This window comes from Caulobacter sp. SRI_014 (assembly GCF_057586315.1).
The window spans coordinates 163191-188834 of the sequence record NZ_JBYCZQ010000005.1; the positions used below are offsets into that span (position 1 = coordinate 163191).

At 68.7% G+C, this 25644-nt stretch carries 18 protein-coding genes; 11 read left to right on the forward strand and 7 right to left on the reverse strand.

Annotated elements, in window-relative coordinates; genetic code table 11:
* Nucleotides 1–42: 42 nt before the first annotated feature.
* Nucleotides 43–1710 (reverse strand): energy-dependent translational throttle protein EttA, encoded by a 1668-nt coding sequence (gene ettA / locus AC2YG9_RS13495; protein ID WP_487298489.1) that lies wholly within the window; start codon nucleotides 1708–1710, stop codon nucleotides 43–45.
* 198 nt (nucleotides 1711–1908) lie between these two features.
* On the opposite strand from ettA, the gene AC2YG9_RS13500 reads away from it, so the two are divergent.
* Nucleotides 1909–2820 carry a hypothetical protein gene (locus AC2YG9_RS13500; RefSeq protein WP_487298490.1) on the forward strand — a complete coding sequence of 304 codons (912 nt, stop codon included), beginning with the start codon at nucleotides 1909–1911 and terminating at the stop codon, nucleotides 2818–2820.
* 61 nt (nucleotides 2821–2881) lie between these two features.
* On the opposite strand, the gene AC2YG9_RS13505 is transcribed toward AC2YG9_RS13500, so the two are convergent.
* Entirely contained in the window at nucleotides 2882–3574 is a 693-nt protein-coding gene (locus AC2YG9_RS13505) for a Crp/Fnr family transcriptional regulator (RefSeq protein WP_487298491.1), read from the reverse strand.
* Between the two features lie 292 nt (nucleotides 3575–3866).
* Between AC2YG9_RS13505 and AC2YG9_RS13510 the strand changes: the two genes are divergently transcribed.
* On the forward strand, nucleotides 3867–5345 hold the full coding sequence (locus AC2YG9_RS13510) for an amidase (RefSeq protein WP_487298492.1): 1479 nt from the start codon (nucleotides 3867–3869) through the stop codon (nucleotides 5343–5345).
* A 72-nt stretch (nucleotides 5346–5417) separates the two neighbouring features.
* Here AC2YG9_RS13510 and AC2YG9_RS13515 read toward each other — a convergent pair whose 3' ends face one another.
* Together AC2YG9_RS13515 and AC2YG9_RS13520 are read right to left on the reverse strand one after the other, a co-directional pair.
* Nucleotides 5418–7079: a hypothetical protein gene (locus tag AC2YG9_RS13515; protein ID WP_487298493.1), complete on the reverse strand. Its 1662-nt coding sequence runs from the start codon at nucleotides 7077–7079 to the stop codon at nucleotides 5418–5420.
* Complete coding sequence (locus tag AC2YG9_RS13520) at nucleotides 7079–8578, reverse strand: tetratricopeptide repeat protein (protein ID WP_487298494.1); 1500 nt, start codon at nucleotides 8576–8578, stop codon at nucleotides 7079–7081. Before AC2YG9_RS13520 ends, AC2YG9_RS13515 begins: the two co-directional genes overlap by 1 nt.
* Before the next feature lie 261 nt (nucleotides 8579–8839).
* Between AC2YG9_RS13520 and AC2YG9_RS13525 the strand changes: the two genes are divergently transcribed.
* The 5 genes from AC2YG9_RS13525 (at nucleotide 8840) to AC2YG9_RS13545 (ending at nucleotide 14948) form a co-directional block, all read left to right on the forward strand.
* Complete coding sequence (locus AC2YG9_RS13525; RefSeq protein WP_487298495.1) at nucleotides 8840–10639, forward strand: vWA domain-containing protein; 1800 nt, start codon at nucleotides 8840–8842, stop codon at nucleotides 10637–10639.
* 133 nt (nucleotides 10640–10772) lie between these two features.
* Complete coding sequence (locus tag AC2YG9_RS13530; RefSeq protein WP_487298496.1) at nucleotides 10773–11933, forward strand: serine hydrolase domain-containing protein; 1161 nt, start codon at nucleotides 10773–10775, stop codon at nucleotides 11931–11933.
* 42 nt (nucleotides 11934–11975) lie between these two features.
* Nucleotides 11976–13772, forward strand: coding sequence for a glycoside hydrolase family 15 protein (locus AC2YG9_RS13535; protein WP_487298497.1), 1797 nt, complete (start codon nucleotides 11976–11978; stop codon nucleotides 13770–13772).
* Between the two features lie 48 nt (nucleotides 13773–13820).
* A complete protein-coding gene (locus AC2YG9_RS13540) occupies nucleotides 13821–14435 on the forward strand; it encodes a hypothetical protein (RefSeq protein ID WP_487298498.1) in 615 nt (204 codons plus the stop codon).
* A gap of 114 nt (nucleotides 14436–14549) precedes the next feature.
* A complete protein-coding gene (locus AC2YG9_RS13545) occupies nucleotides 14550–14948 on the forward strand; it encodes a CBS domain-containing protein (protein ID WP_487298499.1) in 399 nt (132 codons plus the stop codon).
* 70 nt (nucleotides 14949–15018) lie between these two features.
* On the opposite strand, the gene AC2YG9_RS13550 is transcribed toward AC2YG9_RS13545, so the two are convergent.
* Nucleotides 15019–16233, reverse strand: coding sequence for an acyl-CoA dehydrogenase family protein (locus AC2YG9_RS13550; protein WP_487298500.1), 1215 nt, complete (start codon nucleotides 16231–16233; stop codon nucleotides 15019–15021).
* 18 nt (nucleotides 16234–16251) lie between these two features.
* The gene (locus AC2YG9_RS13555; protein ID WP_487298501.1) at nucleotides 16252–17367 is read right to left on the reverse strand and encodes an acyl-CoA dehydrogenase family protein; all 1116 of its coding nucleotides are present in this window, start codon (nucleotides 17365–17367) and stop codon (nucleotides 16252–16254) included.
* 136 nt (nucleotides 17368–17503) lie between these two features.
* On the opposite strand from AC2YG9_RS13555, the gene AC2YG9_RS13560 reads away from it, so the two are divergent.
* From AC2YG9_RS13560 to alr, 4 genes are all read left to right on the forward strand, one after another.
* Nucleotides 17504–18073 carry a hypothetical protein gene (locus tag AC2YG9_RS13560; RefSeq protein WP_487298502.1) on the forward strand — a complete coding sequence of 190 codons (570 nt, stop codon included), beginning with the start codon at nucleotides 17504–17506 and terminating at the stop codon, nucleotides 18071–18073.
* 80 nt (nucleotides 18074–18153) lie between these two features.
* Nucleotides 18154–20730 carry an aminopeptidase N gene (pepN, locus tag AC2YG9_RS13565; RefSeq protein ID WP_487298601.1) on the forward strand — a complete coding sequence of 859 codons (2577 nt, stop codon included), beginning with the start codon at nucleotides 18154–18156 and terminating at the stop codon, nucleotides 20728–20730.
* Between the two features lie 196 nt (nucleotides 20731–20926).
* Nucleotides 20927–23347 carry a sensor histidine kinase gene (locus AC2YG9_RS13570; RefSeq protein WP_487298503.1) on the forward strand — a complete coding sequence of 807 codons (2421 nt, stop codon included), beginning with the start codon at nucleotides 20927–20929 and terminating at the stop codon, nucleotides 23345–23347.
* A 28-nt stretch (nucleotides 23348–23375) separates the two neighbouring features.
* Nucleotides 23376–24437 (forward strand): alanine racemase, encoded by a 1062-nt coding sequence (alr, locus tag AC2YG9_RS13575; protein WP_487298504.1) that lies wholly within the window; start codon nucleotides 23376–23378, stop codon nucleotides 24435–24437.
* Here the strand turns inward: alr and AC2YG9_RS13580 are convergent.
* On the reverse strand, nucleotides 24434–25606 hold the full coding sequence (locus AC2YG9_RS13580) for a Yip1 family protein (protein WP_487298505.1): 1173 nt from the start codon (nucleotides 25604–25606) through the stop codon (nucleotides 24434–24436). The two genes, alr and AC2YG9_RS13580, sit on opposite strands and share 4 nt — an antisense overlap.
* Nucleotides 25607–25644 lie beyond the last annotated feature (38 nt).

Here is a 25644-nt window from a genome sequence, read left to right on the forward strand (position 1 = left end):
CAATTGTATCCGGCGCGCTTGGCGGGCGCCGGATCGATCACTCTACCGCGCGAACTTCTGGAACTTGATCCGGTGCGGGATCAGGCTGTCGACGCCGAGGCGGCGCTTCTTGTCCTCCTCGTACATCTCGAAGTTCCCCTCGAACCACTCCACATGGCTGTCGCCTTCGAAGGCGAGGATGTGGGTGGCCAGGCGGTCGAGGAACCAGCGGTCGTGGCTGATGACCACGGCACAGCCGGCGAACTCTTCGAGCGCCTCTTCCAGGTTCTGCAGGGTTTCGATATCGAGGTCGTTGGTCGGTTCGTCGAGCAGGATCAGGTTGCCCCCGGTGGCCAGGGTCTTTGCCAGATGGACGCGGTTGCGCTCACCGCCGGAAAGCAGGCCGACCTTCTTCTGCTGGTCGCCGCCCTTGAAGTTGAAGCTGCCGACGTAGGCGCGGGAATTGATCTCGCGCTTGCCGACCATCATCACGTCGGTGCCGCCGCTGATCGCCTGCCAGACGGTGTGGTTGGGGTCGAGGTCGTCGCGGCTTTGATCGACGTAGGCCAGCTTGACCGTCTCGCCGACCTTGATGCTGCCGGCGTCGGGAACTTCCTGGCCGGTGATCAGGCGGAACAGGGTCGACTTGCCGGCCCCGTTCGGGCCGATGACGCCGACGATGCCGTTAGGCGGCAGGCGGAAGGTCAGGCCCTTGAACAGCACCTTGTCGCCGTACTCCTTCTCCAGGTCGTTGACCTCGAGCACGACGTTGCCCAGGCGCGGGCCGGGCGGGATCTGGATGACGGCGTAGGATTGCGCCTGCCGGCTGTTTTCCTGTTCGCGGACCATGTCCTCATACGCGGCCAGACGGGCCTTGGACTTGGCCTGGCGGGCCTTGGCGCCCGAGCGCACCCATTCCAGTTCGCGGGTCAGGGCGCGCTGGCGTGCTTCGCTCTCGGACTGCTCCTGGACGACGCGCTTCTGCTTCTGCTCCAGCCAGCCCGAGTAGTTGCCCTCGAAAGGCAGGCCCTTGCCGCGGTCCAGTTCCAGGGTCCACTTGGTCACCTGGTCGAGGAAGTAGCGGTCGTGGGTCACCAGGATGACGCAGCCCGGGAAGGCCTCCAGGTGATGCTGCAGCCAGGCCACGGACTCGGCGTCCAGGTGGTTGGTCGGCTCGTCGAGCAGGAGCATGTCGGGCTTGCTGAGCAGCAGGCGGGCGAGCGCCACGCGGCGCTTTTCACCGCCCGACAGTTTGGTCACGCCGGCATCATTGGGCGGGCAGCGCAGGGCGTCCATCGCCATCTCGATGCGGCTGTCGATGTCCCACAGGTTCTCGGCGTCGATGCGCTCCTGGAGGGCGGTCATCTCCTCCATCAGCTCGTCGGTGTAGTTCTCGGCCATTTCCATGGCGATGGCGTTGTAGCGGTCGAAGACCGTCTTCTCATCGCACCAGGCGATGACGTTTTCCCAGACGGTCTTGCTGTCGTCGAGGTGGGGCTCCTGCTCCAGGTAGCCGCGCTTGACGCCGTCGGCGGCCTTGGCCTCGCCATTAAATTCCTTGTCGATGCCGGCCATGATCTTCAGCAGGGTCGACTTGCCCGAGCCGTTGACCCCGACCACGCCGATCTTGGCGTCCGGATAGAAGGACAGCCAGATGTTCTCGAAAACCTTCTTGCCGCCTGGATAGGCCTTGGTCAGGCCCTGCATCTGGAAAATGTATTGAGCAGCCATGGGGGCGCGCGATCTCGATCGAAAAGGATGGGGAGTTGGGCGCGGGATGTAGCGACCGCGAGGGGCGAAGGCAATGGCGCCGCCCCCTTGTGGCCGTCATCTTGGTTACGAATTTGGCCGAGTTACAAAGAATAAACTGGGCGGCGGGGGCGGCTTCGTGGAATCCATCCGCCTGCGCCCGATGAGGATGAGACGACGATGCACCGCCCTGCCCTTTTGACCCTGGCGCTGGCCCTGACCGCCGGCGCGGCCCTGGCCGCCACGCCGGTCGACCGTCTGGCGCCTCTGCAGGGTGACTGGCCCAGCGGCGGCAGCGTGGTGACCATCAAGGGCAGCTCGGCCAAGGTCACTCGCGCCTCGGCCGAGGACCGCAAGGCCGGCTACGCCGACGGCGAAGTCCTCGTCCAGGGCCTCGCCTACCAGCGCACCGACACCCTCAACAACGGCGACAAACGCCAGACCTTCGCGGGGACCTGCCGCACGCCGACGCCTGGGCGGAAGGGCATCACCTGGGTGATCAGCGACTGCACCCTGCAACTGACCCAGCCCAAGGACGGCAGCGGCGCGCGGCTGGTCGCCGTCAACGGCAGCGATCTGATCGGCGGACGCCGCGAGGCGGCGAAGGCCAAGCAGACGGCTCAGGCGAAACAGACGGCCCAGGGCGGCCCCGTCTTCGGCGCCGACCGCTACGAGGGCGATGGCGGGATCAAGGGGTTCGGCGCCCAGGCCGCGCCTGCCGCCCCGGTGGCCAAGCCGGTCGATCCCAATGAAACCTGGGCCCGTCGCAGCATGAGCCCCGAGGAGCTCGCCGCGCAGGACGACGGCACCCGCCGCCTGAATGCCGACATCAACGCCCGCAACGCCGAGACCGAAGCCCGCAACCGGAAGGCCGAGGCCGACTACAAGGCCGCCCTGGCGGCGCGCGAAGCCTCCATCGCGGCCCAGAAGCAGGCCTCAAAGGCGGCCTACGACAAGGAAATGGCCGACTACCAGGCCCGTGTCGCGGCCCAGGACGCCGCCAACGCCAAGGCCCGCGCCGACTGGGAAGCGGCGGTCAAAGCCTGCAAGGCCGGCGACCGGAGCAAGTGCGCCAAGCCGAAGGCGAAGTAGGCTGGATTTTCCGTGGTCGCGCGTTTGATCCGATAACCGGTTCCGCGTAACGGAACGCCCTCTAGAGCAGCGGCCTCGGGGCCAATGGCTGCTCGTAGTAGTCGGCCAGGGATTCCAGCGCCCGGGGGTTCAGGATCTCCAGCCGCCCCCGGCGGAAGCGGAACAGACCCCGCTTCTCGAGTTGGCCGATCGTCTCATTGACGTGCGCGCGCGACAGGCCCAGCGCATCGGCAAGGTGCGTCTGGCGCAGCGGCGTTTCCAACACCCCGTCGGCGGCCAGACCAATCGCGGCGGCCCGCTTGTAGAGGTACATCAGCACGGTTGCGATCCGTTCGGCGGCGTTCCGGCGCCCCACCGACAGCAGGTTCTCGTCGACCAGCCCCTCCTCATGGGCCGTCAGCCAGGTGACGTCGAAGGCCAGGCTCGGATAGCCCCGATAGAGGTCCCACATCTTCGACCGCGCCAGGCGGCAGAGTACGGCCGGTCCCATGGCCTCGACCCCATGGCTCGCCTCGCCCAGGAAGTTGGCCTGCACCCCGATCAGGTCGCCCGGCAGCAGGAAGTTGAGGATCTGGCGGCGCCCGTCCGGCAGGGTGCGATATCGAAAGGCCCAGCCACTGAGCACCGTGTAGAGCGGCGCCTCCGCCGCCCCCTCCGCCGTGACGATGTCGCCGGTTCCAAAGCTGTCCTCGCCGATCTTCATCGTCTGGATGAAGTCGACCTCCTCGGGCGTGCCGGTCTTGAAGGCCGGCAACGGCCTGTGTGGGCATTCCCGACAGCGGACTTCGGTCATCGCTACGCACCCCCAACAGACCTCATGGCTATCGCGCCGGCGCCGTGCGCGCAATGTTGGCGGCGAGATGGATTGTCGCGGGCTGTCGGATAGGGGCAATCTGGACGTCTTCCAGTCGGGAGGCCACCTTGCGCCCATCGCGTGACCTTGCCCTGTCGCTCAGCTTCGCCGGCGGCGTGCTGTTGCTGATCTGGCTGGCCAGCGCCTGGTGGCTCGGCGCCTTTCCCTTCGGCTGATCATTCAAGGACTTCGCATGCGCCTGCTCGCCCTCGCCCTTGTCGCCGCCCTGCCGCTGTCGGCTGCCGCCGCCCAGCCGCCCAACAGCTATGTTGAAGCGGTAAGGGGCTACATCGCCCGCGCCAAGGCGATCGACGGCAAGATCGGTGCGATCCTGCGCGCCGACCCTACCGCCCTCGACCAGGCCCGGGAGGCCGACATTCGCGCCCGCTCCAGGGGCATGCCGCCGCCGCTGAACGGCGCCGCGATCCTGATCAAGGACAACATCGACGTGGAGGGCATGCCCAACACCGGGGGCTCCCTGGCGCTGAAGGACAACTTTCCCAGGCAGGACGCGCCGCTCGTCGCCCGGCTGCGCAAGGCCGGAGTCATCATCCTGGGGAAGGCCAACCTGTCGGAATGGGCCAACATCCGCTCCTCGGACTCGGTCAGCGGCTGGAGCGCCGTCGGCGGCCAGACCCGCAACCCCTATGACCTTGCCCGCAGTCCTTGCGGCTCGTCCTCCGGCTCCGGTGCGGCGGTGGCGGCGGGGCTGGCCTGGGCGGCCATCGGCACCGAGACCGACGGTTCGATCACCTGCCCGGCTTCGGTCCACGGCCTTGTCGGCCTCAAGCCCACCGTCGGCCTGATCCCGCGCACCGGCGTCATCCCGATCAGCGCCAGCCAGGACACCGCCGGTCCGATGACCACCAGCGTCGAGGACGCCGCCGACCTGCTGACCGCCATGGCCGGCTTCGACCCGGCCGACCCGGCGACGAAGGAGGCCGACAGTCACAAGCGCAACTACGCGGTCGGTCTGAAGGCCGACGCCCTCAAGGGCCAACGGATCGGCGTCATGCGCTACGCAACCGGCTTCCACACCGAGACCGACGCCGCCTTCGAGGCGGCCCTGAAGGTGCTGGAGGCGCAGGGCGCCATCCTGGTCGATATCAAGGAATTCCCGAACTGGTCCGAAGCTGGCAATTCGGAGCTGGTCATCCTGCTGACCGAGTTGAAGGTCGGAATGGCCGACTACCTGGCCACCACCGATCCGACGAAGGTGCAGGTCCGCACGCTGGCCGACGTCATCGCCTTCAACAAGGCGCATGCCGCCGAGGAGATGGGTCTGTTTGGCCAGGACCTGTTCGAGCAGGCCGAGAAGACGGGCGGTCTCACCGACCCAGACTACCTGAAGGCCAAGGCCACCGCCGATCGCGTGGCGCGGGGCGGGCTGGACAAGCTCCTGAAGGACAACAACATCGTCGCCCTGGTCGGCCCGACGCTGGGGCCGAGCTGGATGATCGATCCCATCCTCGGCGACCGTTACGTCGGCGGCGGCGCCGGCAACGCGGCGGCCGTGGCGGGCTATCCCCACCTGACGGTGCCGATGGGTCTGGTGCGCGGCATGCCGGTGGGGTTGAGCTTCGTCGGGCCCAGGTGGAGCGAGGCGACGCTGTTGAACCTCGGGTACGCCTACGAGCAGGCGTCGAAGGCCCGGGTGGCGCCGAAGCTCTGACGGAAGCGAGGCCGGCTCCACAGTTCCTCCTCCGGCGCGTAGCGACGGGGGAGGAACTGTAGGTCGCCCTTCCTAATAAGCCGGCTTCGCCTTCGGCTTGCCCCAGCCCTTCTTCTGCTTGGGCGGTTGCTCCGGCGGCAGCGGCATCGGCGTGCCGTCGCGCTGGAAGCCGTAGTCGTAGCCGTCGCTTTCCCAGCCGCGGCGGTATCCGCCGGACCAGCCCCGCTCGCGCAAGGACCCAGGCAGGTTGCGCGCCGAGATGCAGTACAGCCCACGATCATACCGGGCCCGCCAGCAGTCGCCGTCGAAATAGACCCAATTGTCCTCCAGCTCGAGGATCGCGCCCGGTTCGGCATAGGCCGGCCGCGCCCCGCCGTAGAAGCGGCTGCGCGAAACCTTGGTGCGGCCCGAACCGGCATAGACGCCGATCTCGCGGGCTCCGATGGCGCTCTCGGTGATGGTCAGGCTGGCGCCGGTCGAAATGACGCCGCGCTGGGCGTCGCACAGCCGGCTACGGGCGATGTTGACATTGGCGCCGCGCTCAAGATGCAGACCGGTCGTCCAGCCGCAGACCACGACATTGCGGATGGTCATCGTGCCGGTGCCCGACCGCAGGCCTCGGACCAGCAGGCCCACATCCCCGGGCGTCTCGCCGCCACGGGCGACGATGCCGACCTGGTCCAGGCGGCTTTCGCCGTTGCCGGGGGTCAGGTCGACGCCAGCCGCCTCGCCGCTGATCTTGGTGCGGGCGATGTCAATAACGGCGCCCTCGATCAGCACGGCCGGATCCCAGCTTTTGGCCTCGATGACGCTGTCGCGCATGATCACCCGGCCGCCCGAAGCATAGACCGCCGAGGCGTCGCCCCAGTATTCGACATTGACGCGGACCAGGGCCACCTCGGCGTCCCAGGCCTCGATACAGGGCATACGGCCGCCCTGCTGGGTCTTGAGGGTCAGGTCGCGCAGCTCGACACCCTTCACGCCCGAAGCGATACGGATGCAGGCGTTGCCGGCCGACGGGGCGATGGTGGCGGTCGAGGTTTCGGCGCCGGTCGCGAAGATCGACGGGCCCTCGCCGGCGATGACCACAGGGTGCTCGACGACGATGGTTTCGGTGCAGGCCGCGGCGCCGCGGATATAGAGCACGCCGTTGTCGGCCAGGGTGCGCAGAGCGTCGGACACTGGCGTCGGCGAGCTGTAGCCGGCCGAGCCGCCATAGCTGTCGCCGGAGCCGCCACGGTCGTCGTAGCTGGAACCGCGATCAGGCGTGGAATAGGTCCCGCCGCGGTCGTCGCCATAGCCCCCGGCCTGCGGAGGCGCAGAGCCGCCGTTGCCATTGCCGTTGCTGCCGCCATTCGAAGGCGGCGGGGCCGAGCCGCCGTAGGAGCCGCCGCCATTGCCGTTCGAGCCGGCGATGTAGACGCCACTGCCGCAATCGACGACCGCGACCATCTGGTCGCGCGGATAGTCATCGTAATAACCGTCGTCGTAGCGCGGCCGATAACCAGGGCGGTAGGGCTTGCGGCCCCACTTGTAGCGACCGGGCTTCCATTTGTCGGGCCGGTAGCGCGGCTTCAACGGCGGGGTGATCAGTCCGCCGAAGTTGGGACGGATCTGCTGATCGATCTGGGCGTCAGGCAGGGCCAGGGCCGGCCCAGGCGCGGCGGTCATGCCGATGCCCATGGCGGTGGCGACGGCCAGCAACAGCCGGCGGAAGGAAGGCGTCTTGTCCATCAGCGGTAATCCCCCCGGCGATTCTGTTGCCGGTTTTCACGCGAAACCTGGGCCAGCACCTGCTGCAGCCGCCCGACGGACGGCTTGAACCCGGCCAGGGCGCCGTCGATCTGGTAGACAACGGCCTGCGCCTTGTCCTGATCGGCAACCCCGTCCATGCCGAGCGAGAAGAAGGTCGACATGGCGTACTTGGCCTCGGCCGATCCCTGCTTTTCAGCCTCGGAATACCAGTGGAAGGCGCGGGCGTAGTCGCGCCGCACCCCCACCCCTTCGGAATACATCACCGCCAGCACCAGCTGGGCCTTCGGCGAGCCGTTGACCGCCGCGTACTGGATGGCGCGGACCTTCTCGATAGGCGTCAGCCGGCCGGTCGGCTCGCGGCCCAGCATGGCCTGCAGGGTCTGGATGTCGCCCGGATAGACGTCGTCTTCCTTGGTCGGCTTGCCCTGGATGACGTTCAGGTAGTTGAGCGCCTCGGCGATATGCACGAAGGGCAGCTCGCGCAGCCGGTCGAGGGCCACGTCGGTGGCCTCGTCGCGCCAGTTGCTCTCGTCGACGTGCGGCACGCCTGAAGACGGCGAGTCCGGCGGATAGAATTCGTAGGGCGGCACCCAGCGCTTGGCCTTGGCCTCGACGAAGCTGCCGAAACCGCCGCGTTGCGGGGTCGAGCGTTCGAAGTCCTTGAGCATGACATAGGCGCCGACATCGCCGGTCTGAACGGCGAGGTAGTTGTAGAGGTAGGCATCGACGTCGTTGCGCGGGAACAGGTTGATCACCGATGGCGTACCCGGCTTGTAGGGCCGGCCCCGGGCGTCCATCGCCTGGCGGTTGTCGCCGGGCTCGCCGAAGATGCCGAAGCCGTCGTCATGGATGCGGGCCAGGGTGCGGAAACCCTCGGCGCCCTGGCTGGACAGCACATAGACCACCCGGCTGCGCACGGCGTCCTGTTCGTTGGAATCCATCCGGGCCAGCAGGCGGTCCAGGGTTGAGTAGGCGTTCTTGCGCTCAACAGCGCGGCAATGGTCGAAGCGCGAGGTGGCGGTCGGATCGCCGCTGCCGCCGCGCCGCCCGCTGGCCGCCACCTGGGCGTACCCGTCGGGGTTGGTCAGGGCCATGGTGTACCAGACGGCGGACTCGACCGGATCGTCGAGGTTGCGGTCGATGGCCCGCTGGCCCTCGTAACGGCGCCCCAGCTCCAACTGGGCGAAGAAATCACCGCGGAAGGCGCCGCGGCGCAGGATGCGAATCTCCTGCTGTTGGGCGTTGAACTGCGGCGAGGAGACGGTGGCCAACTGGGGCCGCGGACAGGCGTTCCCATCCTTCTTGCCCCACAGCCCGCCGGGCGCGGTGTCGCAGCCCAGCAGGGGCCCGACCACGGCGGCCACGGCCAGCCCGATCAGGACGGTACGCGCCCTGGCTCCAATCACGGCAACCCGTGACGGCGTAACGGATTCACTCACTGTGCCCACCCCGGTCACGGCGCTATCGGCTTCGTACATCTCAGCCCCCATAATCCCCGCCGTTAACCATAATTAACGGGCCACACTCGGTCCCGGATCAGTCCCTGTCAAGGTTCGCCCACCAAGGGTATGGAACTCTCCTGCCCCGTTCCTGAAGCAGGGATGAACAGTATTCTCGCGGCAGGGGAATCTGCGGGTCGCATAACAGGGGTACGCCTCCGATCCGCTCATATTACGTCTATAAATTGCCTTGATTGCGGCGCGAGGTGACATTCGGGAACACCAAACCGGGGAATCACCATGGCCGTCCTGAACCGCTACCGGAGCCTCACCGCCGGCGCCCTGTGCATCCTTGCCGCCGCCAGCACGCCCGCCCTGCCCGTCCTCGCCAAGCCGCCCTCCCGCGATGGGCAACCGACGCCGGACGCCTGCGCCAGGCTGGGCTTCGACCCCGCCCGGCTCCAGGAGCGCGGCGGCGGCTACCGGGGACGGCCGGTCGCCCAGTTGCGCGCCTATCCCGCGCCGGCGCCGCCGCCGGTCCTGAGCGTTCCGGCGCCGGCCCGCGCCGAGATGAAGCCGGCCCAGCCGACCGCCGCGGCACCCGCAGCGCTCCCTTCCACCGCCGACAAGCGGATGGGCTACGGCGGCGTTGTCAGCCCTGCCCCGGGCGACATCGAGACGGAGAAGTACCCGGGCGCCGCCTCCAACCCGATCCGCCAGGTCACCGCCGAACCGGTCTCGACCTTCTCCATCGATGTCGACACCGCCTCCTACTCCAACGTCCGCCGCTTCCTCACGGGCGGCCAGCTGCCGCCAAAGGACGCCGTGCGGGTCGAAGAGCTGATCAACTATTTCGACTATGGCTACGCCCCGCCGCGCGATGCCGCCGAGCCCTTCCGCGCCTACACCGCCGTGACCCCCTCGCCCTGGGCGGCCGGCAAGCAGATCGTCCACATCGGCCTGCAGGGCTACGCCATCCCGGCGACCAGACAGCCGCCGCTCAATCTGGTTTTCCTGATCGACACGTCCGGCTCGATGTCCAGCGAGGACAAGCTGCCGCTCGCCGCCAAGGCGATGAACGTCCTGATCGACCAGCTGTCGCCCGAGGACCGTGTCTCCATGGTCGCCTACGCCGGCTCGGCCGGCGCCGTGCTCGCCCCCACCAGCGGGGCCGAGAAGCTGAAGATGCGCTGCGCCCTCGGGGCCTTGCACGCCGGCGGCTCGACGGCGGGCGGCGAGGGTCTGGCCCTGGCCTACGCCATGGCGCAGCAGAACTTCCGCAAGGATGCGGTCAACCGCGTCATCCTGCTGACCGACGGCGATTTCAACGTCGGGGTCGCCGACCCGTCGAAGCTCAAGGACTTCGTCGCCGACAAGCGCAAGACCGGCATCTATCTGTCGGTCTATGGCTTCGGGCGCGGCAACTACAACGACACCATGATGCAGACCCTGGCCCAGAACGGGAACGGGACCGCCGGCTACATCGACACCCTGGAAGAAGGCCGCAAGCTGTTCCGCGACGACTTCTCCGGCAGCGTCTTCCCCATCGCCGACGATGTGAAGATCCAGGTCGAGTTCAACCCGGCCACGGTCGCCGAGTACCGCCTGATCGGCTACGAGACCCGGATGTTGAACCGCGAGGACTTCAACAACGACCAGGTCGACGCCGGCGAAGTGGGCAGCGGCGTCAGCGTCACCGCCCTCTACGAGGTCACCCCCACCGGCGGCCCGGCCAGCGTCGATCCGCTGCGCTACGGCGTCTCCAACCCGCCCAAGGCGGGCCCGGCCGGTGAACTGGCCTTCCTCAAGATCCGCTACAAGCTGCCCGGCGGTCAGACCTCGAAACTGATCCAGCAGCCCATCGGCGCCGCCAACGCCTACCGGAGCATCGAGGCCGCCCCCGAAGCCACGCGCTGGGCCGTCTCCGTCGCCGCCTACGGCCAGACCCTGCGCGGCGATCCCTGGCTTTCGCCCGGCTTCGGCTGGGACCGCATCGAGACCCTGGCGCAGAACGCGCGCGGCCAGGACCCGGACGGGCAACGGGCGGAATTCATCCGGCTGGTGCGGGCGGCGAAGGACGGCAAGCGGATCAACGAGTAGGCAGCCAGGCCCGGGGCCGTTGATCTGGGCGTAACCGTGCCAGCCCCGGAGAGCCGGGGCAAGCCAACTTAACTTGCGTTGAAGCCGCCTCGCCCCGATGCGATCTGGCCCTCCCGACGGGAGGGCCTTTTCCATGGACAGGGGCGAAAACGACCAGGGCGGCGCGGCGCGCGACATCACGCGGACAACCCCCGAGGATCAGGCGGCGACCTTTCGCAACCAGGACCAGGTCTGGCCACACCGGGAGATTCGGCGCGCCGGCGCTGTGCGGCCTCTGCCACCACACGCCCGTCCGCTCGCGGCGCGGATCAGCGTCGACGACTTCATGGCCCGGCGGCGCACGGCCGGCTTCCTGGTCCTGAAGAACGGCGAAGTCGCCCTGGAACGCTACGGCATGAGCAACGGACCGGAGAGCCGCTGGACGAGCTTCGCGCTTTCCCAGCCAATCACTTCGACCCTCGTCGGCGCCGCCCTCCACGACGGCGCCATCGGCAGCCTGGACGACCCCTGCGACCGCTACCTGCCGCAGCTGAGGGAATGCGCCTACGGCGAGGTGACCATTCGCAACCTGCTGCGAATGGCCTCGGGGATCGCCTGGGACGAGGGCGACGATTCAGCCGGCGCGGACGTCAGACGATTTGGCCGGGCGCTCGCCAGGGGCCAGCCCGGCGTGATCCTGGACGACCTTCGCTTCCTGCCGCGAGCCGCGCCCCAGGGCACGGTGTTCAACTTCTCGATTGGCGAAAGCTACCTGCTCGGCGCCGTGGTGGCGGCGGCCACCGGCCGGGCGCTGGCCGACTATTGTTCGCAAACCATCTGGGGGCCGGCCGGCATGGAGGCCGACGGGCTGTGGCAACTGGACGCCGAGGATGGTCTGGAGCTGGGCGGGATGGGGCTCAGCGCCCGGCTGCGCGATCTGGGCCGCTTCGGCCTGCTGGTGCTGGAAGAGGGCACGGCCTTCAGCGGCCGTCAGGTCCTCCCCTCCGGCTGGCGCGATCTTGCCGGCCAGCCGGACTGCGCAGCGACGGCCTTCGGCGCGATCACGCCCGGCAGTCCGGCCGGGTACGGCTACCACTGGTGGACCCTGCCCGGGGCGCCGTTCGCCGACGGCCTCCACGCCGGCGCCTTCCTGGCCCTCGGCGCATACGGCCAACGCCTCTACATCAATCCGACCGAGCAGCTGGTTATCATGATGCAGAGCGCATGGCGCCAGCAGGGAGACAGCGAGGCGGAGGCCGAGACCGTGACGCTCCTCAGGGCCATGGTGCGGGCGCTGCAACCGTCGGCTACCTGACTCGTTCAACTCCTTCGGACCACCGGGAATTCCAGATCAGGCATGACGCAGCGCATCGAGGACTACGCCCTCATCGGGGACCGCGAATCCTGCGCCCTGGTCGGCCTAAACGGGTCGGTCGACTGGCTGTGCTGGCCGCGCTTCGACAGCGACGCCTGTTTCGCCGCCCTGCTGGGCACCCGCAACAACGGCTGTTGGCGCATCTGGCCGGCCGACGAAGGCTACAAGGCCAGCCGCCGTTATCGTGAGGATAGTCTGATCCTCGAAACAACCTTCGAAACCGCCACCGGCCGCGCCACCATCATCGACTTCATGGCCCGCCGGAACGGCCACCCGGAATTGATCCGCATGGTCCGGGGCGACGCCGGTCATGTGGTCTTCAAGCTCGATCTGGCTCTGCGCTTCGGCTACGGCGCCGTCACCCCCTGGATGGCCCGCACCGACGGCGGCGCCCACCGGGCCATCGCCGGGCCCGACATGGTTATCCTGCGCACCCCGGTCGGCATGACCGGCGACGGTTGGCTGATGTCGGCGGACTTCACCGTCGGCGAGGGCGAGACCACCCCCTTCACCCTGACCTGGGCCCCCAGCCACGAGCCCCTCCCCGTCGCCACCAGCCCGCGCAAGGCCCTGGCCGACACCGAGGCCTTCTGGCGCCATTGGACCAATCAGGCGGCCGTAGAGGGCCCCTGGGCCGAGGCGGTGATGCGCTCCCTGATCACCCTCAAGGCCCTCACCCACGCCCCCACCGGCGGGGTCGTGGCGGCGGCCACCACCAGCCTGCCCGAGAAGATCGGCGGGCCCCGCAACTGGGACTACCGCTACTGCTGGATCCGTGACGCCACCCTGACCCTGCTGGCTCTGATGAACGCCGGCTACTACGACGAGGCCCAGGCCTGGCGCGACTGGCTGCTGCGCGCCGTGGCCGGCAGCCCGCAGGACATGCAGATCATGTACGGCGTCGCCGGCGAGCGCCGCCTCAACGAATGGGAGGCCAGCTGGCTGCCCGGCTATGAAGGCTCCACCCCGGTCCGCATCGGCAACGCCGCCTCGACCCAGTTCCAGCTCGATGTCTACGGCGAACTGGCCGACAGCCTGCACCAGGCCCGCCGCGGCGGCCTGACAGGCAACGAGGCCGCCTGGCAGGTCGAGCGGGCCCTGACCGACCATGTCTGCCGCGTCTGGCGCACGCCGGACGACGGCATCTGGGAGGACCGCTCGGAGCGCAAGCACTACACCTTCAGCAAGGTCATGGCCTGGGTCACCCTCGACCGCGCCGTCCAGGCGGTCGAGCACTATGGACTGCCCGGCGACGCCGAACACTACCGCGCCGTCCGCGAAGAGATCCGCGAGGACATCCTGGCCAACGGCTTCGACACCGAGCGAAACAGCTTCGTGCGCTCCTATGGCAGCCAGGCGGTCGACGCCTCCCTGCTTCTGCTCGCCGAACTGGGCTTTGTCGCCGCCGACGACCCCCGCTACATCGGCACCGTCGAGGCCATCGAGCGCGATCTGCTGCACAGCGGCTTCGTCCACCGCTACGACACCGGTGAGATCGATGACGGCCTCAACACCACCGAGGGCGCCTTCCTGGTCTGCACCTTCTGGCTGGTCGACGCCTATGTCGCTATCGGCCGGCTGGACGACGCCGAGGCCCTGTTCGAGCGCCTGCTGTCGATCCGCAACGACCTGGGCCTGCTGGCCGAGGAGTACGACCCGGTGGACAAACGCCAGGTCGGCAACTTCCCCCAGGCCTTCAGCCACATCGGCCTGATCAACAGCGCCTTCAACCTGACCAGGGCCAAGGGCCAGAACGGCCACACCATCGAGCGGGGCTAGCGGGAGACGGCCGGTTGAGGTCTTCTGGCGGCTTTCGGGGGTATGCACATGTTGGCACGGGCCTACGTCATCGCGGCCGGTCTCGGCCTTTTCGCCACGCCCGCCCTGGCGGCCAACGCGGCGATGGACAGCTTGCTGGCCCTCTGTGCGGCCAACCATGGTGAAGCCCGCGCCGTATTCGCCGCCGCCGAGGCTGACGGCTGGACCATGCGACCCGGCTGCGTCATGCCGAGGACCGACGACGCCAAGGTCGGCGATCTGCTCGCCACGCTCGATATGACGCCCTGCAACCTCTGGCGCTACAAAACCGTCGGCGGCCTTGAGCTGCGCCTGCGGGTCGTCGAGGAGCACGTGGATTGGGAGGACGGTCACCATCGCATCCGTCGCTGCGCCATCACCGATCCCGGCGCGAGCCTCGATAGCCTGCAGGCCGCCGCCACCGCCGGCCTCGGCGCCCCGCCGCAACCGAAGCAGGGCCCAAAGACCGCCTGGATCTGGACGGAAGGTCCCGCCGGCCGAAGCTTCCTGCCCCCGACCACCGAGGCGGTGCTTGGCGAGGCCGTCAGTCGGGGGCCGGTTTATGCTGTGCAGCTGGACCCCGGCGAACCGGAACCGACGTTGATCTACAGCGAACTGCTCAAGACCGACGCCGTCAAACCCTAACCGTCGACCTTTCCAGCCACTGCCCGCGATCTACCTCTCCCCTCAACCCCTTGGAACAAGGGGCCGACTTGGTTGTTGTGGTCCTGCTGGGGCCAAGCCGGAGAGTGATCTCGCATGCTCGTCGCCGACCTGATGACCCCTGTTTCCGAACCTCTCACCCACGAAACCACGCTGCGCCAGGCCGCCGCCGCCCTGACCCAGGCCAAACTCGACCAGCTGCCCGTCGCCCATGAGGGCCGGCTGATCGGCGCCGTCAGTGAGCGCGACCTGGTCGACTACGGCCTGGCGCGCGGCCTCAATGCCGACAGCCCGGTGTTCGCGGTCATGAGCCACTACATCGACTGGTGCTACGAGGACGAGGACGTCCTCGACGTCATCGGCCGCCTGGCCGACGCCGACCGCGAAAGCCTCATCGTCCTGACCCGCGACCACCAGCTGGCCGGCGTCGTTGCGGCCAGCGCGCCCGCCCGCGGCGGCTGGAGCGACGCGGCGATCGCCGAAGCGGCGGCTTGAAAAGGAAAAAGGGACACGTTGGATTTCCTGAGGAAATCCAACGTGTCCCTGGTTGCCTGCGCCGTGAGGCCTAGCGCCCGGTCGGCACGTCCTTGAACGCCACGTCCTTGTCGACGCGGACATCGCCCGGCAGACCCAGGACCCGTTCGGCGATGATGTTCTTGAGGATTTCGTCGGTGCCGCCGGCGATACGCAGGCCGGGCGCCCACAGCAGAGACTGCTGGAAGGCGGCCTGGAGCGGAGCCTCGGTCGGGTCGGTGAGGATACCGTACTGGTCCTCCATCTCGACGCCGTAGTTGCTCATCTCCTGCATCTGATTGGCGGCAATGATCTTGCCGATCGAGCTTTCCGGGCCGGGGGTCTGGCCCTTGGACAGCGCGGTCATGGTGCGGAAGCGGGTGAGCTTCAGCCCCTCGGCGGCGACGTACCAGTCGGCCAGCTTCTCGCGGAAGGCGCCGTCCTTGATGCCGTCGGTCTGGCGAGCCAGTTCCATGATGGTCTTGTAGTCGGGGCCGGAGGAGCCGCCGACCGCCAGGCGCTCGTTCATCAGGGTGACCAGCGCGACCTTCCAGCCGTCGCCGACGCCGCCCAGCCGCTGGCTGTCCTTCACGCGCAGGTCGGTGAAGTAGACCTCGTTGAACTCGCTGCCGCCCGAGGCCTGGTGGATCGGACGCACCTCCACGGCCGGATCGTGCATGTCGATCCAGAACATGGTCATGCCCTTGTGCTTGGGCACGTCGGGGTCGGTGCGGACCAGCAGGATGCCGTAGTCGCAGTACTGGGCGCCGGTGGTCCAGACCTTCTGGCCGTTGATCACCCACTCATCGCCGTCCTTGACCGCGCGGGTGCGCGAGGCGGCGACGTCGGAGCCGCCGGCCGGTTCGGAGAACAGCTGGCACCAGATCTCCTCGCCGCGCATGGCGGGACCGACGAAGCGCGTCTTGGTCTCGGCGTCGGCGAAGGCCATCACCGTCGGCACGCACATGCCGAGGCCGATGGTGAAGTAGCCGTAGTTGACGCCGACCTTGCCCTCTTCCTGGCCGAAGATGACCGACTGGATCGGCGTGCCGCCGCCCCCGCCCCACTCCTTGGGCCAGGTGATGCAGGCGTAGCCGGCGTCAGCCTTCTTGGCCTGCCAGGCCTTGGCCATGGCCATGTGCTCGGGGCTGTTGGGCCGGCGGCCGTTGGCCGAGCTGTTGTTCTTGTGCGCGGCCGCGTTTTCTTCGAGCCAGGCGCGAGCCTTTTCGCGGTAGGCGGCTTCTTCGGGAGAGTCGTTGAAATCCATGATCTTTTCCTCTCGCGCTTAGGCGGCGTTACGACGTTCGAGCTGGCCGACCAGCCGCTCTTTCCAGACCTTCGGGCCGCCGGCCACCAGGGCCAGCTGCCGCGAACGGCGGTAGTAGAGGTGGCAGTCGACTTCCCAGGTGAAGCCCATGCCGCCGTGCGTCTGGATGTTTTCCTTGGAGGCGAACCAGTAGGCCTCGCTGCCGGCGATGCGGGCGGCGGCGGCGGCGGCCGGCAGTTCGGCGGCGTTGGTGTTGAGCGCCCAGGCCCCGTAGTAGGCGTTGGAGCGGGCGACCTCGTTCTTGACGTACATGTCGGCCAGCTTGTGCTTGATGGCCTGATAGCTGCCGATCACGCGGCCGAAGGCGTAGCGCTCGAGCGCGTATTCCTTGGCCATTTCCAGGCAGCGATCGGCCCCGCCGACCTGTTCGAAGGCCAGCAACACGGCGGCGCGGTCGAACACCTGCTCGGTGATGGTCAGGCCCTCGCCGGCGGCGCCGACGGCCTTCACCGGGGCGTCCTTGAAGGTCAGCTTGGCGACCGAACGGGTCGGGTCGAGCGACTTCAGGGTCTCGCGGGTCACCGAGGCGTCGTTGAGGTCGACCAGGAACAGGCCGGGCCGGCCGCCTTCGGAGGCCAGAACCAGGGCGACGTCGGCGATGTCGCCGTCGGTCACCGGGATCTTCACGCCGTTCAGCTTGCCGCCCGACACGGTGCAGCTCAGCGACGCGCCATCGACCACGCCGGGGCCTTCCGAGGTGGCGTAGCAGCCGATGATCTCACCGGCGGCGATCTTCGGCAGCAGATGCGCCTTCTGCTCGTCGTTGCCGGCCAGGAGGATGGCCTCAGCCACGAAGTAGACCGTCGAAGCGAAGGGGATCGGGGCCAGCGAGCGGCCCAGTTCCTCGGCGAGAGCGCAGAGTTCGATGTGGCCCAGACCCAGGCCGCCGAATTCCTCGGGGATCGCCGCGCCCAGCCAGCCCTGCTCGGCGACGCCGGCCCACAGGGCCTTGTCATAGGAGACTGCATCGTCGTTCAGCACCACCCGCACCGCGCTGGTCGGCGAGCGGGCCTCGAGGAACTTGCGCGCCTCGCCCTTCAGCAGCTTCTGGTCGTCGGAATAGTCGAAATTCACGTGATCCTCCCGGGCGCTCACCCGTGCGCCTTCTGTCGGAGGGCAAGATAGACGGCTTTCGGCGCGGGGGAAGATTGACTTGGCGTCAACGATTTCAGGTTTTTATGGGCGGTCTGTTCAAAGCGACGGCGGGATCATGGCCAAAACGGTCTTCCAGAAGAACCAGCGCGTGTGGGTCGAGGCCGTCGGGGCCTGGGCCAACGTCGAGAAGATCGTCGCCATCTGGGCCAAGGGCTTTGATGAGCCGGTCCGGGTTACCTATGACGTCGGCCTCGGCCGCGAGTTCTTCGCCCATGAACTGAAGCCCGAGGATCAGGTCGTCGACGCCGACGAACAGGGCGAACGCTGGCGCCTGCTGCGAGCCAAGAACAAGTGGCAGCAACCGGCTGACTGCGCCCACCACCCCTATCCCGGCACCTATCCCATTGTCGTCACCGACCCTAACGACTGGGGCGGCTGGCGCACGCCGGGCGCGGAATACGACCGCGACCCCCACCGCATCGAGCGCCAGGCCCGCCTGATCGCCAGCGCCCCGCGCTTCCAGGCGATCGCCAAGGAGCTGATGGCCCTTGTCGCCGAGGCCCCGGATGACGCCCCGCCGGCCATCCTTGAGCTGGCGCAGCAGGCGGCGGCCATCGAGCGGTTCATCGCCGAGGTGCCCTCGCCGGGCGACCAGATGGATGATGAGGGCTCCGCGGTCGCCTAAAGCGGACGCAGGCAACACGATTTGATCAGAACGCGCGCTCGGGCGTGGCGCAGGCCATGGCCGGGCGCTACATCGGTGTCATGCGCACCGAAACGCCCCAGCCCATTCGGCTTTCCGACTACACCCCGCCCAGCCACCTGATCGACACGGTCCACCTGGACTTCGATCTGCAGCCGGGGGCCACGCGGGTGAAGGCCACACTGGCGGTCCGGCGGAACGGCGAGTCCGACACCCTGGTGCTCGATGGCGAGGGCCTCAGCACCCATCGCGTGCGGATCGATGGCCAGGATCACGCCTTCGAGGAGACAGCGGAGACGCTGACCCTCACGGGCCTGCCCGAAGCCTTCACGCTGGAGACCGAGGTCCAGGTCGACCCGTCGGGCAACACCGTGCTGATGGGTCTCTACATGTCGGGCGGCCGGTTCTGCACGCAGTGCGAGGCCGAGGGCTTTCGGCGTATCACCTGGTTCCTCGACCGTCCCGACGTGCTGTCGCGCTACACAGTGCGGATGGAGGCGGACACGGCCTTCCACCACCTGCTGGCCAATGGCAACCTGATCGACAGCGGGACGCTGGGCGCCCGCCACTTCGCCGTCTGGGAGGACCCCTTCCCCAAGCCCTGCTACCTGTTCGCCATGGTGGCCGGCGAGCTGGACGTGCTGGAAGACAGCTTCACCACCATGACCGGCCGCGACGTGGCCCTGAAGGTGTTCGTCGATCCGGGTATGGCATCGCGCGCCGAGTACGCCCTCGACAGCCTCAAGCGAGCGATGAAGTGGGACGAGGAAGTCTTTGGAAGAGAATATGATCTCGACCTCTTCATGATCGTCGCTGTGCGCGACTTCAACTTCGGGGCCATGGAGAACAAGGGGCTGAACATTTTCAACTCCTCGCTGCTGCTGGCTGACGCGGCGACCGCCACGGACATGGACTACGAGCGCATCGAGAGCGTCGTGGCCCACGAGTACTTCCACAACTGGACGGGCGACCGCATCACCTGCCGCGACTGGTTCCAGCTGTGCCTGAAGGAAGGCCTGACCGTCTTCCGCGACCAGGAATTCAGCGCCGACATGCGCGGCGCCGCCGTCCAGCGGATCAAGGACGTGAAGGCCCTGCGGGCCCGGCAGTTTCCTGAAGACGCAGGTCCGCTGGCCCATCCGGTGCGGCCCAACAGCTATCTGAAGATCGACAACTTCTACACCGCGACCATCTACGAGAAGGGCAGCGAGGTTATCCGCATGCTCAAGGCCCTGCTCGGCGACGAGGGCTTCTGGGCCGGCATGAACCTCTACTTCGACCGGCACGATGGCGACGCCACCACCGTCGAGGCCTTCATTCAGTGTTTTGCGGACGCGACGGGCAAGAACCTCGACGCCTTCTTCGGCTGGTACGAACAGGCCGGCACGCCGAAGGTGACGATCAACCGCCGTTACGACGCGGCGACCGGCAAGCTGGAGTTGACCCTCAAACAGGTCACCGCCCCGACCCCCGGCCAGCCCAACAAGACCGCCCTGCCCCTGCCGGTGGCGCTCGGCCTGCTCGACGAGGATGGCCGCACCCAGGCCGAGACCCAGATTCTGGTGCTCGACGGGGCCGAGACCGTCATCACCCTGGAAGGCGTCATGAAGCCGCCGGTGCTGTCGGCCCTGCGCGGCTTCTCGGCCCCGGTAAAGCTGGAGACCGACGCCCCGGCCGATCACGACTACGTCCTGCTGGCGGCCGACAGCGATCAGTTCAACCGCTGGGAATCGGGCCAGCGGCTGGCCACCCGGCTGATGCTGGCGCGGGCCGACGGCAAGGCTGATCCCGCCGGTGAGACCCGCTTCGCCGAGGCGCTGGGCCGCGCGCTCGACGATCAGGCCGCCAACGACGCCTTCAAGGCCTTGCTGCTCAGCCTGCCCAGCGAGCAGGACCTGGCCATGGAGATGCAGCCGGCCGATCCGGCCGCCATCCATGACGCCCGTGACGCCCTGCGCGACAAGCTGGCCGAGGTGCTGGCCGACCGTCTGATCCGGCTGCACGACGCCCTGGCCCACGCCGGCGCCTTCTCCGCCGACGCCGAGGCCGCCGGTCGGCGGGCTCTACGCAACGCCGCGCTGGATCTGCTGACCGCCCGGCCGTCCGAGGCCGTCATCAAGCGGGCCCGCGCCCACTACGGCGCGGCCGACAACATGACCGACGCCATCGGCGGGCTGAACGCCCTGATCGCGCTGGGTGGCGAGGCGGCCGACACGGCGCTTGCCGCCTTCCACGCCCGCTGGAAGCACGAGCCGCTGGTCATCGACAAATGGTTCGCCGCCCAGGCGCGCGATCCGTCGGAGCTGGCGCTCGGCCGGGTCATGGGTCTGACCACCCATCCCGACTTCGACGCCAGGAACCCCAACCGCCTGCGGGCCCTGGTCGGGGCCTTCGCCAGCTTCAACCCGGCCCGGTTCCATGACCCGGACGGCAGCGGCTACCGCTTTCTCGCCGACTGGATCATCGCCACCGACAAGGTGAACCCGATGACCGCCGCGCGCTTCGTCGAGGCCCTCGGCGGCTGGCGGCGTTACCGCGAGGATCTCGGCGGCAAGATGCGTGAGCAATTACAACGCATTGCGGCCGTCGAAGGCCTCTCCAAGAACGTGTTCGAACTGGCGACCAAGGCGCTGGTGTGAGTCTTCTGAATCACGAATCGCGACGAACTGACTCAAGGCGTTGATCAGGCCTTAACGCGAGGACTCCCGGCGCCTACCATGCCCCTCTGGGGTGAATCGGCGTTTGGGGAATTCGGGTTTGGCGCGTGGGCAAAAGGCAGGATCGGGGGAGCCCGCCTTCGCGGCGACCTCCCCGCGTGGCCGCTCCGCACCCCTGATGCGCGTCGGCATCCTGGCCGCCCTGTTCCTGCTGGCGGTCTACACCGCTTTCGGGGTGATGAAGCTCAACAACGGCTGGACCAGCACCCCGGCCCAGGTCGGTCCCGCCGCCATCGCCGCCCTGCTGGCCGGCAAAGTCGAGGGGGCGCTGTCGACCCAGCAGGCGGGCCTGGCCGCCGGGGCCGAAGTCCTGCGTCGCGCGCCCGACACCCCGATCGAGGCCAGTGAGCTGGCCCTGCGCATCGCCGGCCCCACGGCGGGCGCCGCCGCCGTTGTCCAGGACGACATCGTCCTCTCCAGCGCCGGTTCCCTGACCACCCCCGACTTCAAGGGCGCGGCCCGCGCCGCCGAAGCGGCCGGCGCCGCGACCTGGACCGGCTCGGCTCCCGGCGACCGCAACCGCATCTACATCGGCCGGTCGCAGGCGACGCCGGGCGGCAAGGCCTGGCTGATCATCGCCTCCGATCCCGCCAGGATCGCCGGCTCGGGCCTGACCCGCACCTCTGCCCTGGCCTTCCTCGACGGCCGGGTGCTGGCCTCCGTTGGTCCCGGCGTCGCCGGGGCCCCGACCCTGCAGGACGCCTTCGGCCTGCAGCTCAAGGCCATGCGGACGGACGTGCTGCTGCGCGGCCAGCTGTCGGACGGCAAGGCGCTGGACGTCGCCGTGCGGCCGGTCGGTGACGGCAACCTGCTGGCCGTGGCCGCCGACAAGGTCGACGGCATCATGAGCGTCGACGCCGAGCGGATGGACGGCCTCGTTTCCCTGCTCGTGCCTTTGGCCGTCGGCATCGCCCTGGCCCTGCTGCTGCTGATGCAGGGCCGCCGCACCCAGGCCGCCCAGCTGGCCATGGTGGCCAGCGAGGAACGCTTCCGGCTGGCCGTCGAGGCCGCCCGCTGCGGCATCTGGGAATGGGACCTGGAGAACGACCGGGTGTTCATGTCGGAAGTCACCGGGGTGATGTTCGGCTGGGGCGGGGCCGGGGTCGCCAGCGGCCAGGAGGTGCTTGAACGCGTCGCCCCCGACCACCGCGAGCGGGTCCGCCAGGCCCTGGCCCATGCCGCCGCCTACGGCGCCTTTGACGTCTCCTTCCGGGTGCCTGGCAGCGAGGGTCGCCGCTCGCTGTGGATCGATGCCCGGGGTCAGGGCGCGCACAGTCCCGCCGCTCAGGAACACAGCCGGATCATCGGCGTGGCCCTCGACGTCACCGAGGAACGCATCGCCCAGGCCCGCGCCCAGGCCGCCGAGAACCGCCTGCGGGACGCCATCGAGAGCGTCTCGGAAGCCTTCGTCCTCTGGGACCGCAACGGCCGGCTGCTGCTGTGCAACCGCAACTATCGCAGCACCTTCAACCTCGAGCCCCGGCTGTTGAAGCCCGGCGCCGCCCGCGACCAGGTCAACCGCTTCGCCCAGTTGGCCATCAAGCAGGAGCACCCCTCGCCGCATGGGAACAAGGGCGAGCGCGAGGCCGAACTCAACGACGGCCGCTGGGTGCAGATCAGCGAGCGGCGCACCGCCGAAGGGGGTCTCGTCATGACCGCCGCCGACATCACGGCGGTCAAGCTGCAGGAGGAGGCGCGGCGCCTCAACGAGGAGCAGCTGCAGAACGCCGTCGCCGGGCTGGAGCGCAGCCAGGAGCAGCTGGCCGAGCTGGCCCGCAAGTACGAGGCCGAGAAGGTCCGGGCCGAAGGCGCCAATCGGGCGAAGTCCGAGTTCCTGGCCAACATGAGCCACGAGCTGCGCACGCCGCTCAACGCCATCAACGGCTTCTCCGAGATCATGGTGGCGGAGATGTACGGCGCGATGGGCGACGCCCGGTACAAGGAATACGCCACCGACATCCACAACAGCGGCCAGCACCTGCTCGCCCTGATCAACGACATCCTCGACATGTCGAAGATCGAGGCCGGCAAGATGAACCTCAAGTTCGAGCCGATGAGCCTGGAGGACGTGACCGAGGACGCCGTTCGCCTGGTTCGCAACCGGGCCGAGGCGGCGGGGCTGGAACTGGGTATCGAGTTCCCGCACCTGCCCGAGGTCGAGGGCGACTACCGGGCCATCAAACAGGTGCTGCTCAACCTCCTTTCCAACGCCATCAAGTTCACCCCGCGCGGCGGCCGCGTCACCGTCCGGGCCGAGCCGCGCCGCGACGTGCTGGGCGAGCGGATCCGGGTGTCGGTCACCGACACCGGGATCGGCATTTCCCGCGAGGACCTCGCCCGTCTGGCCCAGCCCTTCGAACAGGTCGAGAGCCAGCATTCCAAGACCACGCAGGGCACGGGCCTCGGCCTGGCCCTGACCAAGAGCCTGGTCGAGCTGCACGAGGGCTCGCTGGAGCTGGACTCGGCCCCCGGCGAAGGCACCACGGTCAGCTTCAGCCTGCCGATCCGCCAGGGCGATCTCGCGGCCCAGGTGGCGTAAACGGTGCGCGTCGTCTAAGCCCCAGCCAATGCCCGCCGACGCTGCCCGCCTGACCATCGACCTGGACGCCATCGCGGCCAATTACCGACTGCTGCGCGACATGGCCGGCGGGGCCGAGACCGCGCCGGTGGTGAAGGCCGACGGCTACGGCATGGGGGCGAACCAGACCGCCCTGCGGCTGTGGGCCGAGGGGGCCCGAACCTTCTACGTCGCCCGCCTGGCCGAGGGGGAAGCCTTGCGCCGGGCGCTGGGCGAACGGGCCGCGGCCATCCTGGTGTTCGACGGCTGTCCGGACGGCGCGGCCGGCCGGTTGCTGGCCGCCAACCTCATCCCGGTGCTCAACAGCGATGAGCAGATCGCCGCCTGGGCCAAGGCCGGCCCCTGCGCCCTGCACGTGGATACCGGCATGAACCGGCTGGGCCTGACCCTGGCGCAGGCCGCCGACCTCGCCGCCGCGCCGGATGGCCCGCAGGTCGATCTTCTGCTCAGCCACCTGGCCTGCGCCGCCCAGCCCGGCCACCCGCTGAACGACAAACAGCTGCAGCGGTTCAGCGCCGTCCGCCGACTGTTCCCGAACGCCCGGGCCAGCCTGTCCAGCTCCGGCGGCGTCTTCCTGGGCGGCGACTACCACTTCGACCAGGTCCGACCGGGAGTCGCCCTGTACGGCGGCGAACCGCATGACGGACGGGCGCCGCGCCTGGCCACCGTCGCCACCCTTGAGGCCCCTATCCTGCAGATCCGCGACGTCCCGACAGGCGACAGCGTCGGTTACGGCGCCGACTTCGTCGCCGAGGCGCCGGTGCGGGCGGCCATCGTCTCGGCCGGCTATGCCGACGGCTACCTGCGCGCTTCTGCCCCGGGCGGCGGGGTGTGGTTCGCCGGGCAGCGGCGGCGGCTGTTGGGCCGGGTCTCCATGGACCTGATCGCGGTCGACATCACCGGCGCTGCGGCGAAGCCCGGCGACATGGTCGAGCTGATCGGCCCCAACCTGATGCTCGACGACGCAGCCAGGGCGGCCGGCGCCTCGGCCTATGAGTTCCTGGTGCGGATCGGGCGTCGGTCACGGCGCCGCTGGGTCGGTGAAGCCTAGCGGGCCGCCCGCTCCAGGGCGCCCTTGTCGACCGCGCCGACCAGGCTTTTCAGCTCGTCCATGCTGAGGCCGCCGCCCTCGGCCTGGATCAGGAAGCGGTCGCTGATCAGGATGCCGTACTCGCCGCGCCGGCTGCCACGGTCGTACTTTTCCATGGTCATGACGCCGCCGACCTTGCCGACCTTCTCGTAGGCCTCGCCCTGTTCGAAGCTGCGCTCGACGGAGAAGGCGGCCGCCATGCCGGCCATGGGACCGGCGCCGGCGAGGTCGATGACCCGCAGTTGGGCGCGGGTGTCGCCGCGGGTGTAGTCGGCGGAGGCCGAGGCCGAGCCGAAGCCGCCGGCCGAGGCGCTTTCGGCGGCCACCTCGCCCCGTGAGAAGCCGGCCACACTGGCCGGCAGGGTCGCCTTGAGGACGTCGGTCGAGACCAGCTCGGCCTTGCCGGTGCGGGCCGCCCGCTCCATGCGGTCGGCGGCCTCCTCGGCCTTGTCGACATCGATCGAACCGACGCCGGGGATGTTCATCGTGCCCGAGAAGTCGCCGTGGCGCGGGCCGAAGGGGCCACCGTGGCGGCCGATGGACATCAGGGGCGCGGTGACCGCGGCGATGACGATCCACACGACGATCGACACCAGAATGACGACGATGACGTAGCCGAGGGTCTTGTCCTCCGGGGTCTTCATCAGCCTGGGAAGCCCCTTCCACAGCAGGTAAAGGCTGTAGAGGCCGACAATGCCGAGCGCGCCGAGCCATGGGATCAGGTTAAAGATCCCGGCCAGCCAGGCCGCCGTGCTGGAATAGGCCGCGACCTTGAAGGCCTGGATCTGGTTCTTCTGGCCACCGAAGCTGGGAGCCAGGGCGTCGATGATCAGGGCCGTGACGAAGACCCCGGCCAAGGCCATCAGATAGGTGACGACGGCGTTGACCCCGGTCCACAGGATCGAGGGCCGGTAGTGCAGGCCCCAGAAGCCGACGCCGAACACCGACAACTTGATGAAAGTCGCGACCGCCGGGATGGCCGCGAGGGGGATAACCCAGGAGCGGTAGAGGCCGCCGATGGTCGCCGGCTCGGTGTCGATGACCTCCCAGGTGGGGGTCGGCCGAAGCAGGATGTCCTTGATACGCTGGATCATGCCGGTCCCCGGCGATCCACCCTCGATGACGCTCATCGCCCGTCTCCCTGGCGCGTTGCTATCCCCGATCCAAG